The organism is Pseudomonas floridensis (genome assembly GCF_002087235.1).
Classification (GTDB): Bacteria; Pseudomonadota; Gammaproteobacteria; order Pseudomonadales; family Pseudomonadaceae; genus Aquipseudomonas; species Aquipseudomonas floridensis.
In genome coordinates this window covers 1-18,412 of record NZ_MUIO01000001.1, presented here as the reverse complement: position 1 = coordinate 18,412, position 18,412 = coordinate 1, and the positions used below count along the sequence as shown (strand labels likewise).

10 protein-coding genes and 3 pseudogenes are annotated in these 18,412 nt (G+C 61.6%); 8 read left to right on the top strand and 5 right to left on the bottom strand.

The features are described 5' to 3' along the window. Positions 1 to 132 precede the first annotated feature (132 nt). The 7 genes and pseudogenes from BZK31_RS00055 (at position 133) to BZK31_RS30250 (ending at position 5,283) form a co-directional block, all read left to right on the top strand. Entirely contained in the window at positions 133 to 801 is a 669-nt protein-coding gene (locus tag BZK31_RS00055) for a GntR family transcriptional regulator (RefSeq protein ID WP_083180657.1), read from the top strand. A 309-nt stretch (positions 802 to 1,110) separates the two neighbouring features. Next, the gene (locus BZK31_RS00050) at positions 1,111 to 1,818 is read left to right on the top strand and encodes a hypothetical protein (protein ID WP_083180655.1); all 708 of its coding nucleotides are present in this window, start codon (positions 1,111 to 1,113) and stop codon (positions 1,816 to 1,818) included. Positions 1,819 to 1,826: 8 nt separating this feature from the next. Next, a complete protein-coding gene (locus BZK31_RS00045; RefSeq protein WP_083180653.1) occupies positions 1,827 to 2,711 on the top strand; it encodes a hypothetical protein in 885 nt (294 codons plus the stop codon). 308 nt (positions 2,712 to 3,019) lie between these two features. Next, positions 3,020 to 3,208: pseudogene (locus BZK31_RS30760) on the top strand (transposase); the annotation flags it as partial. Further along, positions 3,205 to 3,394: pseudogene (locus BZK31_RS29130) on the top strand (DDE-type integrase/transposase/recombinase); the annotation flags it as partial. The pseudogenes BZK31_RS30760 and BZK31_RS29130, both read left to right, overlap by 4 nt. Then, a pseudogene (locus tag BZK31_RS30325) lies at positions 3,349 to 4,653 on the top strand (hypothetical protein); the annotation flags it as partial. The pseudogenes BZK31_RS29130 and BZK31_RS30325, both read left to right, overlap by 46 nt. A 147-nt stretch (positions 4,654 to 4,800) precedes the next feature. Next, on the top strand, positions 4,801 to 5,283 hold the full coding sequence (locus tag BZK31_RS30250) for a type III effector HopAB2 (RefSeq protein ID WP_279628775.1): 483 nt from the start codon (positions 4,801 to 4,803) through the stop codon (positions 5,281 to 5,283). 445 nt (positions 5,284 to 5,728) lie between these two features. Here the strand turns inward: BZK31_RS30250 and BZK31_RS00030 are convergent, their stop codons facing one another. Then, positions 5,729 to 6,694 (bottom strand): alpha/beta hydrolase, encoded by a 966-nt coding sequence (locus tag BZK31_RS00030; RefSeq protein ID WP_167377800.1) that lies wholly within the window; start codon positions 6,692 to 6,694, stop codon positions 5,729 to 5,731. 221 nt (positions 6,695 to 6,915) lie between these two features. On the opposite strand from BZK31_RS00030, the gene BZK31_RS00025 reads away from it, so the two are divergent. Continuing rightward, complete coding sequence (locus BZK31_RS00025; RefSeq protein WP_083180651.1) at positions 6,916 to 7,461, top strand: GNAT family N-acetyltransferase; 546 nt, start codon at positions 6,916 to 6,918, stop codon at positions 7,459 to 7,461. 143 nt (positions 7,462 to 7,604) lie between these two features. Here the strand turns inward: BZK31_RS00025 and BZK31_RS00020 are convergent, their stop codons facing one another. The 4 genes from BZK31_RS00020 to BZK31_RS00005 all read right to left on the bottom strand — a co-directional run. Then, positions 7,605 to 8,474 (bottom strand): TauD/TfdA dioxygenase family protein, encoded by an 870-nt coding sequence (locus tag BZK31_RS00020; protein ID WP_083180649.1) that lies wholly within the window; start codon positions 8,472 to 8,474, stop codon positions 7,605 to 7,607. 42 nt (positions 8,475 to 8,516) lie between these two features. Continuing rightward, entirely contained in the window at positions 8,517 to 8,717 is a 201-nt protein-coding gene (locus BZK31_RS00015; RefSeq protein WP_083180647.1) for an MbtH family protein, read from the bottom strand. A 10-nt stretch (positions 8,718 to 8,727) separates the two neighbouring features. Beyond that, complete coding sequence (locus tag BZK31_RS00010; protein ID WP_083180645.1) at positions 8,728 to 17,880, bottom strand: non-ribosomal peptide synthetase; 9,153 nt, start codon at positions 17,878 to 17,880, stop codon at positions 8,728 to 8,730. Continuing rightward, positions 17,880 to 18,412: thioesterase domain-containing protein (locus BZK31_RS00005; RefSeq protein ID WP_244182612.1), on the bottom strand; the 533-nt coding region annotated here is incomplete at its 5' end. The genes BZK31_RS00010 and BZK31_RS00005, both read right to left, overlap by 1 nt.

Genomic DNA, 18,412 nt, shown 5'->3' with positions numbered 1-18,412 from the left:
CACTTAATTGCACCACATTGTTACCCCAGCACCCATTTACGCTACGTAATGAAGCACTCACCGCGCTTCTTTCTTGCCACGCACTAAGCTCTCAGGGAATATCGTCGCGGCTTTTACCATCCTGGATCTCCTATGAAAGACGCAGCACCCTCTTCTCTCCCACGTACGCTCGGAGAATCCATCACTCAGGAAATCCGCAGGATGCTGGTCGAAGGCGAACTGGTTCCCGGCCAGCGTCTGTCGGAAGCGGCATTGGCGGAAAATCTGGATATTTCCCGCAATACATTGAGAGAAGCGTTCCGGGTTCTGACCCGGGAGGGGTTGCTCAAGCACGAACCCAATCGCGGCGTGACCGTGGCTGAACCCGACATGGCCTCGATCATCGACATCTACCGCGTGCGCCGCTTCATCGAATGCAATGCCATCGCTCAAGGCTACCCGCAGCACCCCGGAGCGCTGCACATGCGCGAGGCCGTCGAAGCCGGCGTCCGGGCGCGTGAAGCCAAAGACTGGGTGGCCGTGGGTACCGCCAACATGATGTTCCACCAGGGCATTGTCGAACTGGCAGACAGCCCGCGTCTGGTGGTGTTCTACGGACAAATATCGGCTGAATTGCGCCTGGCTTTCGGCTTGCTCAACGCCCCCGAATTCCTGCACCTGCCCTACATCCATATGAACGCCGAGATTCTCGAATGCGTGGAAGCCGGACAGCCCGACAAGGCGACCGAGATGCTTGAAGCCTACCTGGTGCAATCGGAGCGTACTGTGCTGGCGGCTTATGAGCGCAGCCTGAAGCGCTAAATTCCTTCCCAAACCCGCATCACTCAACACTTGGGTCAACCACGCCATGTTGGCGGCAAACGCCTTGACCTCGCTTGTGCGCGCATATGCCCGCAATCGTCCCGTCATGACCTTCGGAAAGCGAATAGCCCCGGCGTGGTGAATCCGATAACCAGTGCATTCAGGTCTCCGCACGAAGGTGCGGACATGATGGCGGGTGCTGTTCGCCGGTGAGTGAAAAAACTCCAAAAAAACATCATTTAATTACTGTTGTTAATCGTGATGCTGCCGATAAAGGCCTCAACATTTTTAAACAAAGGGAATTGAGAGATGTCTTTTCACGCACTTCGCTCCTTGGCGGCACTGACTCTGCTGGCCTGTCTGGCCCTCACCGGCTGTGCCCACGTTCAACCTCCAGTGGCGCTGGATCATCAGTTCTGGGACGGCAAAGAGCAGACCATCGGCGTCGCGATTACCGTCATACCGCAGCCCGTGCTGGCATTGACGGGTACCCAGGGATTGCTGGACCTGGCGGTCAATACCAGCGTCAACAGCAGCCTGCGCGGCAATGTCGAAAAGTGGCAGGTCAAAGACCTCAACACACTGCCTGACGCTATAGTCGCCAAACTGAAAGCGAAAGGTTACAAGGCAAAGCGCATCAACGAACCGGTCGACCTGAATACCTACAAGGAAGTCAGCTTCCGTGAAGGCTATACAATCCGCGACCTGTCATCGATCAAGACAACCTACGGCGTCGATCGTCTGCTGCTCATCAATGTTCAGGGCACGGGCGCCACGCGCAGCTACTACAGTGTGGTGCCGACCAGCGTGCCAATGGCGCAAATCATCGGGCAAGGCATGATTGTCGATCTCAATGACAGCAAGCTGATGTGGTTCAAAGCCTTCACTGTCGTACAAGCTGCACAAGGCGAGTGGGATGAGCCGAACTATCCAAACCTCACCAACGCCTTCTATCAGGCGATGGACACGAGCCGCCAGCAAATGTTGGGCGCGTTCGAACAGCGAGACGCACATTGATTTCGGCCATGGCACTGGCCCTGCTCTCACTGGCCGGTTGCGCGCAGAAACCTGCGCCGCCAGCGGGTTTCAAATCGCAAAGCGCCGTCGTCTATGTGCAGACCCACGGCGTCAAAGTTGACCTGCAACTGCCGCCCACATTCGTCGGTGCGAGCACCGTCATCGACCCCGAAGCTGCGAAAAAAGCCGCGTCGTCCAGCTACAACCTCGTATCGAGTTCCGGCGCGGGTGCAGGAGTCGCGGGTGTGCTGGTTGCCAGCCTGATCAACACTCAAATGGGCAGCGGCAGCCTGCAACGAGATGCCGAAAATGCAGCCGTCAAGGAGTCACAGCCACTGGCCACCCTGCTGGCCGGGGTGCAACTGCAAGAACGTTTGCAACAGCGTTTTCAGCAGGCCTCACAGGCAGCGGGCATCAAACAAGGCACCGGCACCATCAGCGCCCGCCTGATGGTAGAGCCCAAGCTGATGCTGACTTCGGATCGCGGCAGCTTTGTACTGATCAACCAGGTACAGGTGCAGGACATAGCAGGGTCGGTGTTGTACCGCATGCGTATCGAAGTCACGAGTCAACCGATCCGACGCTGCGGCAAGCTGTGCATCGATGACGGCACCCTCGACTTGCCCCTAGTCACCGCCGCCCTCGACGAGTGCATCGATGAATCGATGCGCTTGCTGGCTGCAGACATGACGCTCCCTGATCCACCGGCCGCGGCTCAGGAAACACTGAGGTATGTGCTGGATGGTCAGCGTGTGGTGGAACGTGGCTATCAGCTGGCAGGCAGCGGGAATTACTCGCGGTATCGGAATTTGTATGGTGCGGTTAAAGCCGTACCCGTGCCGTTCGAGGACGCATTGACGCAAGCGCAGTTGGCGGAGGTTTATGGGCGGTAGTAGCTTTTTATAACGCCGCCCTGAGAAAAACATATCTGAATCGCCAAGTCGACAGAGTTCCAGGCATTCGAATGGCCACGCATCAACTACTGCTGACACCATCAAAACCGAATCAGGGATATCAAGATGCTGACCACCCCTTTTCCAGGATTTCTCTGAAAAGTCGCCTTGTTTAAGCAGGTCCTGCGCCACCTTCATCTTCGTTTGCGAAAAGACGGTTTCATCGATCTGGACCCTGGATGGTCGATTCCACGTCAATCCGGGCCACCCGGGCAGCCAACGGCGCTGGAAAAAAGGGCCTGCAACTTGGCCTGCCTCGGCTGTTTGACGGGCCTCAGTATAAAAAACGCAACGTTATTGAGCGGTTGTTCAGCTGGCTCAAGGAAAAACGTCGGATCTGTACGCGTTACGACAAGCTGGCAAGTAGCTTTAAAGCGATGGTCACACTGGCTTGCATCGAAAGATGCATGCGGGCTGACTTTTCAGACGAACCCTAAATCTTTTTGCCCACCGTGTTGTGGGCTGGGCGTTGTCGGGAAAAACCGGAAGCGGACTTGGTCATCAAGGCCTTGGACACGGCTTACGAGCAGCGAGGGAAGCCTTAAGGTGTGTTGTTCCACTCTGACCAAGGCTCGCAATGTGGAAGCCGGAGTTATTTTTTGAGATTGGGTCAAGCACGGTTGCTCAGGTTCGCCAAGGATGTTCAGGGACAGGCGAAATGGAACTCTTTTTTGCCCGGTTGCCACACAGCGTTGATTTTGCGGGTGATTTGGCCCGCATCCACAAGGTCGGAGAGGATCAGCATATGGTGGGTATCAATAGAGCGGGGCCATCGGGCGCTTATCTTGGCGGACACATAGAGCCCGAACCAGCGCCGGGTCGCGCGCACGGATCCAGCAGCGGTGCAAGCTCCTCGAACAGCCCGCACGTCCCGTCGTCTCCATCGGATGCGCCTGCATCGCCACCGCCAGCCGGACGTGAGAGGCTCCCGCGGTCCAGGCCACTCTCGCGCCAAACCAGAGAGTGGCTGGAGCAGGGTATGCCTACAGCAGAGGATGCCGTAGTGCGCCGCAGGCCGCAGGCGCCTGCCGATCCCGCCACGCCGCGTGCACATGCAGAGCGAAGAAATACGCGGCAGGAACATGCCGACGCCGCAGCGCCGCATGCGCAAACAGAGACAAGACGCACGCCGCAGACACCTGCTTATGCCCGTGCACCGCAGCATCAAGGGGCGACGGCTCACGCCGAGAGCATCGTTCAGCAACTGGTCGGAGCGGGCGCTGATCTTGCCCATACTCGCACGATGCTGCGCAATGCCATGAATGGCAACGGAGTGGCTTTTTCTCGAGCCGAGCAAACTATATTTCTCCAGCATTTCCCCAATATGCCAATGACTGGAATAAGCCCCAACTCGGAACTCGCTGTCGAGCTCCGTGGGGCTCTACGTCGGGCTGTTCGCCAGCAGGCGGCTGAAGCACCTGCACGGGCACCGACACCAGCAAGGTCGCCGACGCCAGCACCGGCCAGTCCTGCGGCGGCATCATCGGCCAGCAGCCAGCGTTCATTATTTGGACGGTTCGCCCGCTTGATGGCACCTAATCAAGGACGTTCGTCGACCGCATCTAATGCGTCTACCTCTCGCACGCCTGTAGACAGAAGCCCCCCACGCGTCAATCAGGTGCCCACCCGACCTGACAGGGTTGCGATGCGTAATCGTGGCAATAGCGATGCCGATGCCGCGCTGCGGCACCTGGATCAACAGGGTGTCAATATGGGGCGCCTGCACACGGCCCTTGGCGCCCACATAATGCATGGTCGAGCGCTACCCGAGGATCTGAGGCGCGCACTGAGAAGTGCAGGGATTCGTCCATACAATGAAACGTCGCTGAGCCTTATGGACCATCCGCTGCTGAACCTGAATATTGCGCTGAACCGAAGGTTGGGGCCGCGCCCCCTGGTTGCTCAAGAGCCTCGCCCAGCCGTCCCAATGGGACCTGCGAGCTCACCCAGGCGACCACGCGACACGCGTGCGGCAACATTGCCGGTAATGCCGGAGCGTGAGGATCACGAGAGCAATGTTTCTTACGGAATGCGCTTGCTTGATCTGAACCCGGGGGTAAGGGTACAGACGATTGTTGATGCCTTCATAGCCGAACCAGCGCGTCGGCCTGACGTCGTCGCGCAAATGAGAGAACTCCGTGCAGCCGCCAAAGCTATATCTTCACAATTCAGTCAGTTGCGTACAATCTCCAAGGCCGATGCGGCATCCGAAGAGCTGGGTTTCAAGGATGCGGCAGATCATCATCCGGACGACGCGACGCATTGTCTTTTTGGTGAACCATTGTCGTTGGGCAATAAGGGTCAGCGGGTAATCGGCCTGGCGGCCAAGTCGACGGACACGTCGCAGTCTTACAGCCAAGAGGGAAATAAGGAGCTGGTGTTCATGGATATGAAAAAACTTGCCCAATTCCTGGCAGGCAAGCCCGAGCATCCGATGAACAGAGAAAGACTTGACGCTGAAACTATCGCCAAGTACGCCTTTAGAATCGCTCCTGACCGCGCAGCCCGCTAAAGCCCGGTAGATTGGCACCGACAGGGCGTGCCTGCGTGGAAGCTCCCCGAGTCGTGGCCCTTGCACCTGCGCAAGGGATCAGTCCATGCGCTCGGGGTGGCGCGCTCGCAATTAACGGTTCGAATCAAGCCATCGGTATCGCCCAAAGTACGGCGAAGCAGACCTGAATGACGTAGAGCTGGTCACTGAAATTCAGCAAGAGGTCAGCGAACTACCCAGCTATGCATACCGTCGCGTCTGGGGACTGCTGCGTCGTGCCCGCGATCAATGTGAAACGGGTTTACCGGGTCATGCTTGACCACAACCTTGTGTTTGAACGCCGAATCGAGCAGCCCGGCGTGCCGCGTCGGCATGTAGGCCGTATTGCGGTGAAAACCAGCCATACACGCTTTAAAAGACAGAAAACGCCCCAGATAACTTCCAAAGAGCTGACCCACTCGGCAAATCAACCACCCATCACCCCACTCACCCACGTCCTCGCATGCGCCAGCACCTTTCCCGCCATCGCCGTCTGAAAGTGAACGAACCCGTGCGGTGAATCCGGCAGCAGGTGCATTTCGACCTCGGCCACGGCCCTCCAGCGCTCGGCCATTTGCAGGGTGTCGTCCAGCAGCGGATCGATGTCGCCGACAAACATCAGCGCGGGCGGCAGACCGTTGAGGTCGCCGTACAAGGGTGACAGCGGCGGTTGCTGGCGCTGTTGGTCGGTCAGACCCGGCGTCAGCAGGCGCAGGGCGTCGACCATGCCGGGACCGTCAAGGACCAGGGTTTCGGGTCCGGCTGCGCGCACGCTGGGCGATCCGGTGAGGTCGTAGACGCCGTAATAGAGCAGCGCACCTTTTATGCGTAGCAGCAACTCGGGCTTTTCCTTCAACTTCAGCAAGGTGGCTGCGGCGAGGTGACCGCCAGCCGATTCGCCGACGATGATCACCGGCAGGCCGGCAAACTCCGTGCAGTCATTGCCCAGCAGCCAGCAGGCCGCCGAGAAGCAGTCGTCCATCAGACCTTCGACCGGCGTGGAGACGGCAAGCCGGTAATCCACCGAGACCACGGCCACGTCACACTCATTGACCATTGCGACGTTGAGGTCGTCGTTCATCTGTGCATTGCCGATCACCCAGCCGCCGCCGTGCAAATCGAGCACGACGCCTTTCGGTTTGCCGTTGGGCCTGATGATGCGCACGGACACGGGTACATTATTGGCGCTGACGATTTTCTTTTCCGCGCGCAGGCCGTGTCGGGTGAGTTTGCCCGCACCGCCGATCTGGCTGACGCGCAACAGTGACTGAATCAGAACGGGCATGACGCGGTTGCGGACCTTGAAGCGGGGAAACCGGGCGAGCTTCTGATTGAACTGGCGCGCCTGTGCCCGCTCCTGCTCGCTGAAAGACAAAGGTTGTTTTTTGTCCAAGGGGTTACGCTCCTGTCAGGCCGGTAGCCGCTGTGATGGGTGACGTTGCGCGCTGCGCTGATGAATAGAGTCGCGCCACGCCATGGCGTTCATTGCATGAAATGACAGAGCGATCTTGCCTTGCGCACTGTTAAAGGCTGATGTACTGATTCAGTGATTGATCATTCCCCCCGCGCCGGGTACAAAACCCCGTGCCTTTCTGATCGTGCAAGGAGCAATGGATGCTTGAGTTGAACACTGAACGGCTTTACCTGCGCACGCTGGTCGACACGGACTGGCCGTTGTTTCTCAGGCTTCATCGTGAGCCGCAGACCATGCAGTATGTGTTCGGAGAAATCGGCGAAGAGATGATCCGCAAGGGTTTCGATCATCGACTGCCGGCCTGGACACCGCAGTCGGATCACTGGCTGTGCCTGGTAGTAATCGACACGCTGAGCGGGCAGGAGCTGGGCGTCAGCGGCTTTCGCATCATGTCCCCGGGTCATGCCGAGGTGGGTTGTCTGTTGTTGCCCGAGCATCAAGGCAAGGGTTATGGCACCGAGTCGCGCCTGGCAATTATCGATTACGCCGCCGCCATCGGCCTGGACTCGCTGGAGTCCACTGTGACCGATGGCAATATCGCCTCGTGCAAAGTGCTGGAGAAATGCGGCTTCAGCTTCGAGCAGCGCGTGCCGCAGGCTTATCAGATTGGTGATCAATGGTTTGACGACCTGATTTATACATTGCCGCTGGAGCCAGTGCGCAGTGCTGCCAGGCCATCGTCCTGATCGCTCGCCTACCCGTCGAACAAACGCTTTCTGGTGGGAGCGAGGTCGTGGGAGCCAACTTGTTCGCGAAAAAGGTGTATCTAAGAGGTCGTTAAAAACAGTTGGCTCACTCCCACGAAATCTTTTTGCTCCGGGACACGCGTTCAAGCCTGCGGCCGCGAACCCAGAATCGTGATGCGTTCTCCATAGCGAGAATGCGGAAAGTAGTCCCAGACCGCGTGATGCTGGGTGCAGCGGTTGTCCCAGAACACCAGCGTGTTCGGTGCCCAGCGCACTCGGCAACTGAGAATCGGCTCACGGGCGACCAGGTCGAACAGCATGTTCAGCAGGGTCTGACTCTCGCCGCCTGACAGCTGCACGATATGCGACGTGAACCCCGAGTTGACGAACAGTGTCGGCCTGCCGGTTTCAGGGTGGCGCACCACCACCGGGTGCTCGCTCTTGGGCAGGTTGGCGGGCGGTTTGAAGCCTTTCCAGGGTATTTCGCCATCATGAATGGCGGTCAGTCCGGCAAGGAACTGCTGCATGATCGGTGACAGCATCTCGATCGCCAGGTGCATATTGGCGAACAGCGTATCGCCGCCCGTGCCGATGGCCGGGGTTTCCTTGACGTAGAGCATCGACCCCATCGAAGGCTCAAGGTCGGCGGTGCCGTCGGTGTGCCAGGTTTCGCCCGCGACGAAGCGTGACTGGGCGTTGGCACGGACCACTACCAGTTCGGGATCATCGCCATCGATGCTGTCCACCGGCAAGGTGCGCAACTTACCGAACAGTCGACCAAACGCCTTGTGCTGCTCCACGCTCAGGTGCTGATCGCGAAACACCAGCACATGATTCTCCAGAAACGCCCGGCGGATCTCACCCAGTTGCTCGTTGCCCAAAGGCTGCGATAAGTCCACACCGCTCACCTCGGCGCCAATGATCGGCGTCAGCCGGTCAATGCCGATGCTGCGGTACGGCGCGTGCGTAGCGGACGCAATGCGCTCGATGGCCTTGAGTGCCAGTTGATCCATGTTCCCTCACCCTCTGATTGTCGTATCCGGCGGCCGAGCCGATCACTGCGACCGATCACTCGTGCGTAACGAACGCGGACGCATGTCCGTCCAGTGTTCGGCGATGTAATCCAGACAGGTTTGTCGTTCACCGCACACACCTGCCAGGCTCCATCCTGACGCCATCGCCTTGCCTGAAGGCCAGATGGCGTATTGGCCCTCCTTGTTGATCACCACGTCGAACTGCGCCCCGGCATCTTCCATGTCGCTCTCCTCACATCTGCTCAATCAAGTCGGTGTTGATCATTTCGGCGATGGCTTGCACCCACGGACTGGCGACCATGCCGTAATGATCGGTGTCCAGCGGCTGCCAGCTCTGCAACTGCGGTAACAAGGCCTGCCACGCTGCCTTGAGCGCTGGCATTTGCCAATTGTTGCCCATGCCGTAGGGATTGGGTCGTGTAGCGATGAACAGTCGCGTCGCGGTCGCGGGCAGTTGCGTGGGCCGATGATCCGCCATGCTGGCCATGTTGTTCTGACAGCAGACGATCAGCCGTTGCAGGTAGCGCGATGTGTCGTCGTTGGCCATCTCGCCGGGCCGACGCGCGGAGAACTCGCGCTGGAAGACTTCGCGAACCTGCTGCTCGTCAATCTGCGCCAGCTCGGCTCCGGCATCCGGCGCGGGCGGGTCGATCAGATACAGCGTCGGCTGTATCAAACCCGAGTCCTGCGTCAGACCGCACATGGCCTGCGCAACCCAGGCGCCAAACGACCAACCAGCCAGTCGCCAGTTCGTGCGTTCGGCATGGGCGGCATGCACCGCCTGCACGTAAAGTCGCGCGCGCTCAGCCAGGCTGATGGCAGGCAGCTCGGGCAAACGCAGCGCCGGGTCGGCAATCACCCGCACGCCGAGGTCCGGATGCAATGCCGACACCAGTTCACGATACGCCTGAACATCGCCACCGACCGGGTGCACCAGGTAAAGCCAGTCGTGCCCTGCCCCCGCGTGCCACTCATCGATACGTACCGCATCGTCCCAGGCGTTCTGCGTAGTGGCCGTCGGATCGCAATCATCATCCTGCACCAGCGCCAGCACCTCGCGCAGGCTGACCTTATGGCTGAACCGCGACAGTTCGATCACCACACCGGTGGCCGTTTGAAGTTCATCGATCAGGTCCAGCAAGGTCAGCGAATCGGCACCCAGCTCGTAGAGCGAATCATCTTCGTCCAGCGCCGTTACGCCCAGCCACTTGCACAGACAATCATGCAGACGGGTCTTCAGGTCCGCGCCCTGCCCGTTCACCGTCGAGGCCTCAAGGGCAGATTGCGCCACAGTCGGTCCCGCGCCATGACGCACCGGATAGAAACGCCGTGCCGTGTCGATGGGGGTCGTCGAGATCAGTAGTTGTGGCAGTTGAGCATTGAGCGCGATGTCGAAGACATGACAGCCCTCTTGCGCCGACATACCCACGGCCAGGTGTTGCAGGTGCGTGGCATCGCCTGCCGACGCGTGCGTGGCCATGCCGGAGTCGCGCCAGATGTCCCAATTGATGCCCAATCGCACGCAGTCGCTCGTCGTAGTCGGGTGGTAGTGGGTAAAGCCGTCCAGCACACCGCTGGCCGCCGCATAGTCCAGGTGGCCCGCACCGCCAAACATCGACGCCATTGACGAGCAGTACAGCACGAATCTGGGCGTCATCTGCTGGATCAGCTCCTCGACCGCCAGCATGCCAAGGGTCTTGGCGGCCATTGCGTCGGCCAGAGCGTTCGCATCGCGATGACGGATCAGACTGCCCGCGCCGACCCCGGCAGCGTGGATGATGCCGTCGAAGCGGCCATAGCGACCACGCAGCTGTTCAAGCACCCTCGGCCAGCCTGCGCGGTCGGCCATATCGGCCTGAAGCATATCGATGCGCGAGCGGTAAGCCGTCAGAGCATCTGGGCATTCGCCACGACGCGACAGCAACACCACTCGCCGCTGGCTGTCGCGCAACAGGTGCTCGCACAACGTGCTGCCGATGCCACCGCTGCCTCCCAGCACCAGAACTACCCCGTCCTGTGCCAGCAGATCCGCCTCGACCTTCGGCGTGGCCATCGGACTGGCCTGCACGCTTGGCTGCCACAGGTAATCGTCGCGAATCGCCATGCGCCGGGGTGCCGCTTCGGGGTCAGACAGCAGCGCCGCCAGCGCCTGAGGGCGAGCGGCGAGTTGCGGACCGTCGAGGTCCAGCCAATGACAACGCACCGGATACTCCTGAGGAACGACCTCAGTGACACCCGCCAGCGCCGCCAACTCGGGACGTTTCACGTCGCCGTTGACTGGACAGGCCTGCCACGACAGCAACCACAGCCGCAACGAGAGACTGCGCGGCACCTGGCCCCAGCCCTGCAATAAAGCGCTGATCGTGTCCAGACATGCCCACTGCGCGGCCGCCAGGCTTTGCTCGTTGACCTGGCCGGAGACCGACAGCGGCAGCGCATGCAACCAGTCCAGCGTCTGCGGGGCCGGCTCGCTGTCGGTCGCTGCACTCACGGTCTCAAGCAAGCGGCCCAGCGCCTGAGTGTCCAGCGGGTCCAGCCCGTAGCAATCAGGACCAAGCCGCTGGAAGCCGTTGCCCGCGCGGACCTCGACCACGCGCCGGTAAACGCCCTGCAGGCAATCACGCAGTGTCTCGTCGAGACCGTCATGGCTGCAGACCAGCAACAGATCACGACGCTGAGCGGCACTGCGTGAACTCATGCGCCGCACTCGCTGCCACTGTCGCTGATAAAACCAGTCCGCGATTGGCTGGCGTTCAATGCCAGGTTCGGACGCGACGCTGCTCTGAAAACGATAAGTCTGCAGATCGAAAGCCGAGGGCGGCAGGTCCCAGGGCGGCGGTGCCGAGCGCGACGGTCCGTCAATCGTTGCTCCGTCATACCAGGCCTCGAGCAGCGCTTGCGGCGAATGCTCACCACTGTTCAAACGCACCGTCGAGGGCGTGACCTCCTTGATCGATGCGCTCTGCAAACACACAGGCCCATCCATCGGACAGACCATCGCCATGCGCCAGCGCAAGGCGCGCCGACCGGATTGCAGGTGACGCAGCAATGCCGTGCGCTGCTCGGGAAAGTCGTTCAACCGGCCTTGAATGACGGCCATGTCCCGCTCCAGCGCCGAGCGGCTGTGCGCCGACAGCAGCAGGCAGGTCGTCTTGTCTGGCGTCATCTGCACGGGTGATCGAGCCGCGCCGACAATCACATGGGCGTTGGTGCCACCAATGCCGAAACTGCTGACCCCGGCCAACCGCCGACGGCCTTCAGGCCAGGGTCGGGACGTCGTGGGAATGTAGAACGGCGAGTCCTTGAGCTCGATCTGCGGGTTGATCCGTGAGAATCCCAGGTTGGGCGGAATCACCCCGTGAAACACCGCAAGCGTTGCCCGGATCAGTCCGACCACACCCGCCGCGGCGCCCAGATGACCGATCTGGCTCTTGACCGAAGCCAGCGCGCACTCCGACTCAGGCGCAGGACCAAACGCCTTGCTCAGCGCCGCGACCTCGACCGGGTCGCCCAGCAGCGTGCCGGTGCCGTGCGCTTCGATATAACCCATGTCGGCCCCGGCGACGCCGGCCTTGCGCATGGCTTCGCGAATGACCGCATTCTGCCCCGCGACCGACGGCGCGGTGTAGCTCATCTTGCTGCGCCCGTCATTGTTCAGCGCCGTGGCTTCGACCACCGCGTAGATCCGGTCACCGTCAGCCTCGGCACGGGCCAGCGGTTTAAGCACTACAACGCCATAGCCACTGGCGCCGATGGTGCCGCTGGCGTCCTCGCTGAATGGTCGACACAGGCCGTCACGGGAAAAGATGTGCTGGGAGCGGTGACGATAACCTTCTGTGAGCGTCGGATCGACCAGCACGCCTGCCGCCAGCATCACGTCACTGTCGCCCTGGCGCAGCATGGCGCTGGCCAGATGCACCGCGATCAGCGAACTGCCGCACGCCGCCTGCACGCTCATGGCCGGACCGGTGAGGTCCAGATGGTAAGCGACCTTGGTGGCGAGAAAGTCCTTGTCATGATGCAGCGCCATCTGAAACCCGTCCGGCAGATCGCCATCGCTGCTGTCGCGCAGCATCTGCTGGAAGTAAGTGGTTTCGCCGCAGCTGGCAATCAACCCGATACGCGGCCCCTCGGCGCCAGGCGTGATCGCGGCATGCTGCAACGCCTGCACGCAGGCCATCAGCAGATGCCGCTGCTGCGGGTCCATCAAGCGTGCTTCCTGACGGCTGATGCCGAAATACTCGGGGTCAAAATCCAGCAGGCCGTTCAACTGACTGCGCGCACCCACCTGCCCTTCAGCGGCGGCGAACTGCTCGATGCCCAGTCGATTGCCTTGAACCATCGTCCAGAATTCGGCCAGATTCTGCGCACCGGCCACATTGACGGTCATGCCGATGATGGCCATCGGTTGCTCACGGGCATCGACACTCTGCGCATGCCGGGCCGAAGTCGAAGACGACGCGCTCAAATGCCGCGCCAGACGGCGCACGCTGACGTGCTCGAACAGGTCAGACATCGACACCGGTTGTGACAATTCCTGATGATAGCGAGCGTGCAATCGCATGAGGCCAAGGCTGGTGGCACCCGCTTCGAAGAAGGTCTGATCCACCTCGATGGGGTGACCGATCACCGCCAGGAACAGCTCGCTCAGTTGCTGTTCCAGCGGGTTCAATTGCCCGGTCGCAGGAACGGTGCTCTGACGTGGCAGCGGTGTGCCCAGCCCGTTCAATGCCCGTCGATCGATCTTGCCGCTCGGTGTACGTGGCCAGACGTCTATCCGCCGGTATTCATCGATTCGCACATGGGCCGGCAGGTGCAGCGCAACCTGACGGTCGAGAGCCTGTGGATCGGGCGGCGAACCTTCCAGTTGCAGGCAGGCGGTCAAGCGTTGCGATTCGCCGTGAATCGTTACCACCGCGTTGACCACCGATGGCGCCTGCATCAGCGCCGCTTCGATCTGCCCCAGTTCCAGACGCTGGCCGCTGATTTTGACCTGCTGATCGTCGCGGCCCAGGTAATGCAGCAAACCGGCAGCGTCGGTGCAGGCCAGGTCGCCGGTGCGGTAGAACAACGCAAGCGTGCCGTCCGCTTGTGGCAGTTCGACAAAACGCGTGGCGTTCAACCCCGGGTCGGCGAGGTAGCAGCGAGAAATCATCGGTCCGGCCACCAGTAAGTAGCCGCGACTGCCCGCAGGCACCGGCCGGTCGAACTCATCCACCAGCAGCAACCGTGCATTGCTCACCGCCCGCCCGATGGGCGCACGCAACGGCCAGTCCTCAACCGCTGCTGGCAGGTTCCAGGCACTGACCACGTGGGTTTCGGTCGGGCCGTAATGGTTGAACAGCCGTGCCTGGGGCATGCCGCCGAACCAGTCGCGCAATGCATCGCTGCACAGCAATTGCTCGCCAGCGGTGATCACCTCACGCAAAGCCTGCGGATACAGGCGCTGGCTGACGGCGGTTTGCGCCAGATGCTGAAGGGCAACGCCAGGCAGAAATACGCGCTCGACGCGCGCGGCCAGCAGATAATCCAGCAACGCCTGGGCATCCTGCCGCCAGCGCGGTTCGATCAGGTGGTAGGTGCCGCCGCCACACAGCGTGCTGAAAATTTCCTGAAACGACACGTCAAACGACAGCATGGAGAATTGCAACGTCACGGATCTGGCGGGCAACCGGCCTTCAGTGCGTTGCCAGTGCAGCAGGTTGCATAACGTGATATCCGGCACTTGCACACCTTTGGGCGTGCCGGTGGAACCCGAGGTGAACAAGGTATACAGCGGCCGTTCCCCCTTGTGAGGCGGACGCTGGAACGGTTGCAGCGGTGCATCATCAAGGTCGATCCGGTGGCGAACACATGACTCGACGGCCAGTCCGTCCAGTGCCGCTTCGGTCGCCGTGCTGAACAGCAGACACTGGGGCTGCGCCTGCTGCAGCACCTGGCGTTGCACGGCCAACGGATAACCGGGGTCCAGCGGCACAGCGGTCAGGTTGAGTTTGGCCAGCGCCAGCAAGGCGACGATATGCTCGACCGACGCGTCCAGATACACCACGACCTGCAGCGGCGCGTCGTCTTGCCTGCGCAGCAATGGGTGTCGGTCCAGCAGAAGCGTGGCCAGATTATCCGCCTGCGCGTTCAGCTCGGCATAGTTCAGGCGGCACTGACCGGCAACCAGCGCGATGGTGTCCGGCGTGCTCTGCGCCTGATGCTCGAACCAGTCGGCCAAGGTCGTGAACGGTGGCTCGGCGTTCTCGCCAAGACTGGCCGGTGGCAGACCGCAACGGTAGGGCTGGAGCACGTCATCAAGGGTTGCAGCCGGACGCTCCAGCAGCAGATCCAGACCCCGCTGGAACACGGCGTTGATCGCGCTGATCTGCGTCACGTCGAAATGGCTGCACTGATATTCCCACCAGCACTCCAGTTGCGCGCCGCCATCGACCATCAGCAGGGTCAGCGGGCACTTGGCCTGCAACGCGTCGGCAAATTCCAGAGTGGCGCGCAGGCCAGTGTCAGCCAATCGGGCGTAATCGGTGTTTTCCAGCACGAACATGAAATCGAACAGGGCCGAGGTCGATGACAACCGCAGGTCTTCCACCAGATCGGCGAGAACCACATCCTGCAACGCCAGTACGTCACGCACCCGCTCCGTTTGACGACGCAACTGCACGGTCAGCACCACGTCGTGATCGAACGCAGTGGGGATCAGCACGGTATTGGCGAACATGCCCAGCGCGTTTTCGAACACTGCCAATGGGCGATTGGAAACCGGGCTGGCGATGCTGGGTCGCGTGCACCCGGTCAGGGCATAAACGCTCCAGGCGTAAACACTGAACAGCACTTCGAAGCGCGTGAAGCGATGCTGACTGCAAAACCGGTCCAGCGCTGCGCTGCGTACCACGCCCAGTGGCTGCCGGTAGAGGCTGGCCTGCGGGCCCGGCGCACGCACCGGTTGCAGCGCAGGCGACGGCGCGTCCAGCCGCCGATGCACGCCAGCCAGCGCCCGACGCTGATCACGGTACGCAGGCGCGATACGCCATTGGCGCTGCCACTGGGCAAACTCGAGCGTGGTCGGGCCGGGCAACGGATCGGCCGCTACCCGCCCCTGCACGGTGGCGTCGTAAAGTTGTGCCAAATCCTCGAACAACAGGTTCATCGACCAGCCGTCGGTAATGATGTGGTGCAGATTGATCAGCAGCCGACAGCTGCCATCGGCGAACGGCAACAGCCAGGCCCGAAACAGGCTCGGCGTTGCCAGATCGAACGGTGTGTCGAAAACCAGCGTCGCGAAACTGCGCCAGTTTTGCTCAGTGAAATGTCCGGGGGCAAAGCTGCGGCAGGACGCGGCCTGGTCGGCCACCACCTGATGCAACCCGTCCGCCGCAGACTCGAACGCCATGCGCAAGGCCGGATGCCGGGCCACAAGACGCCCGATGGCATCACTCAACGCCTGCACATCAATCCCTGCCGCCAAGTGCAGGATGATCGGCACGTTGTAGGCGGTGCTGTCCGGCGTGCGCTGTTGCAACAACCACAGCCGACTTTGTTCGGCTGTCGCAGGCTGACGCCGGGAGGTGCCGACGGCGGGTGCGGCCGGGTACGTGGACGCCGGGTTCTGCTCGCTGTTCAGGCGCTCGGCGAGCGTCTCGAATGACTCGCTCAGCAGCGCAGCCATGGGGATTTCCCTCTGCCAATGCGTGCGGATGATCGAGCGCAGGCGCAGGGCTTTCAGCGAATCGCCGCCACTGCCCAGCCAATCATCCTGCGCACCCAGCGCAGGGTGCGACAACAGCGCGCGAGCCTGACCGAGCAACCAGTTCAGAGCGGGTGATTGCGTGTCGTCACAGGCGGTGTCAACGTCAGGCCGCCAGGCTGGCGGCGCCTCGGCCAACAAAGTGACAGGGTCGATCTTGCCGTTGGCGGTCAACGGCAGACGTTCGACCAGATGCAACCGGTGCGGACGCATCCAGGGTGCCAGCTGCGTGCGCAGGTGGGCGTCGAATTCGCGGTAATCCAGCGGGTGGCGCGGCACGATGAAGGCCAGCAACTGATGATCTTCGGCCGCATGGCGGCGCGTGCCCACGTATACCTGCGCCACGCCCGGATGCTCCAGCAGGCGCTGCTCGATTTCGCCCGGTTCGATACGAAAGCCACGGACTTTGACCTGCCGGTCCATGCGGCCCAGGTACTCGATCAACCCGTCGCCATTGACGCGCACCAGATCGCCGGTGCGGTAATACCGCTGCTCAGCGCCATCAAAGCCGTGCAGACGAACGAAACTGCGCGAAGTTTCTTCAGGGCGATGACGGTAGCCGCGCGCGACCCCGCTGCCGCTCAGGTACAACTCGCCAGCTTCACCGGGCGCGACCGGGTATTGCCGGTCATCCAGCACACGCACGCCGGTGTCCGGCAACGGCCAGCCGATGGGCACCGCATCCCCTTCGAAATCGCGGGCAATCGGGTAGCTCAAGGCGAATGTCGTGCATTCGGTCGGCCCATAGACATTGAAAATCCGGCAGTCACTGTCAGGGTTGGCGCGGTACCAGGCGCGAACGGCGGCAGCACTGACCTGCTCGCCGCCGATCAGCACCTGACGCAGGCTGGCGAAGCAGGCCGGATATTCGGCGCTCAGGGTGTTGAACAGCGATACGGTCATGAACAGCGTGGTGACGCGTTGCCTCTGGAGCACCTCAGCGAGGCGCCGGGCATCCTGCAGGTCTGCGTCGGCGATCATCACGCAGCAAGCGCCGTTGAGCAGTGGAGCCCACAACTCGAAACTGCACGCATCGAACGCCGGGTTGGACAGGCAGGCAAACCGGTCTGCCGGTCGAATCGTCAGGTAGCCGTCGGGCTCGACAAGCCGCAACAGAGCTCGCTCGCCAACCTCCACCGCCTTCGGCGTGCCCGTGGTGCCCGAGGTGTAGAACAGGAACATCACCTCGGCGAACGTATCGGCAATCGATTGCCGAGGCGGGTCCGGGTAATCCAGCAGCACGTCGACGGCAACGTGCCAGAGTGACGGCGACCCGCCCGCCTCTTCCGTCAAGGTCACCTGCCCGACACAACCGGCGTCGGCCAGCATCAGTTCCCGGCGCTTGAACGGGCTGGCAGCGTCCAGCGGCACCACCACCGCGCCGGTTTTCAAAGCGCCGAGCATCGTCGCGACCCATTGCCAGCAACGCGGCATACACAGCGCGAGCGATTCGCCGGGTTTCACACCTCGCGCCTTGAGTCCGTTTGCTATGCGCTCGCTGGCGCTGTCCAGTTCGGCGTAACTCAACTGTCGCTGCAGGTCGATCACCGCCAGCGCCTGCGCCGTGTCGCGCACTTGCTCGGCGAAGCGTCCCAGTAAAGTTCTCGGGCTGTTCGTGTTGTGCTCGTGGGTATCCATCATTTCGCCTCCTGCGCATCGAAACGTTGCAGTTCGCGCCTGAGCGTCTGCGAAACTCGATGCACCTCGGCGCTTTCCAGCATGTCCCAGTGCCCGCCATGCACCAGGCGGGCCTGATAGCCATTGCCTGCGCGACGCCGCCAGAATCCGCGCAGCTCGTGCAACTGTTGACGGCTGAAGCCTTCTCGGGCCTGGACCAGCACGATCCGGCCCGCCTGCGGCAGGCATTCGTAAGCCGCCATGGCCAGGCGATTGTGGTTGTAGAGGTGGAAATAACGCTCGACCTGCGCGTCTTCGATGCCCGGATACATGCCGTTGAAACGCACCAGCTTGTCGCGGAATTCGGCCATGTCCACGGTGCCGATCTGCTGCCGAAAACCGGGGTCGTCAGAGCCCTGGGTGTCGAGCAGCACCAACGTCACCCGCCGATGCCCCGCCGCCGTCAGCCGCCGGGCCATTTCATAGGCGACCAGCCCGCCGAACGACAGGCCGGTGAGGATCAGCGGCTGCGAAGTCAGCGGTTCGATCAAGC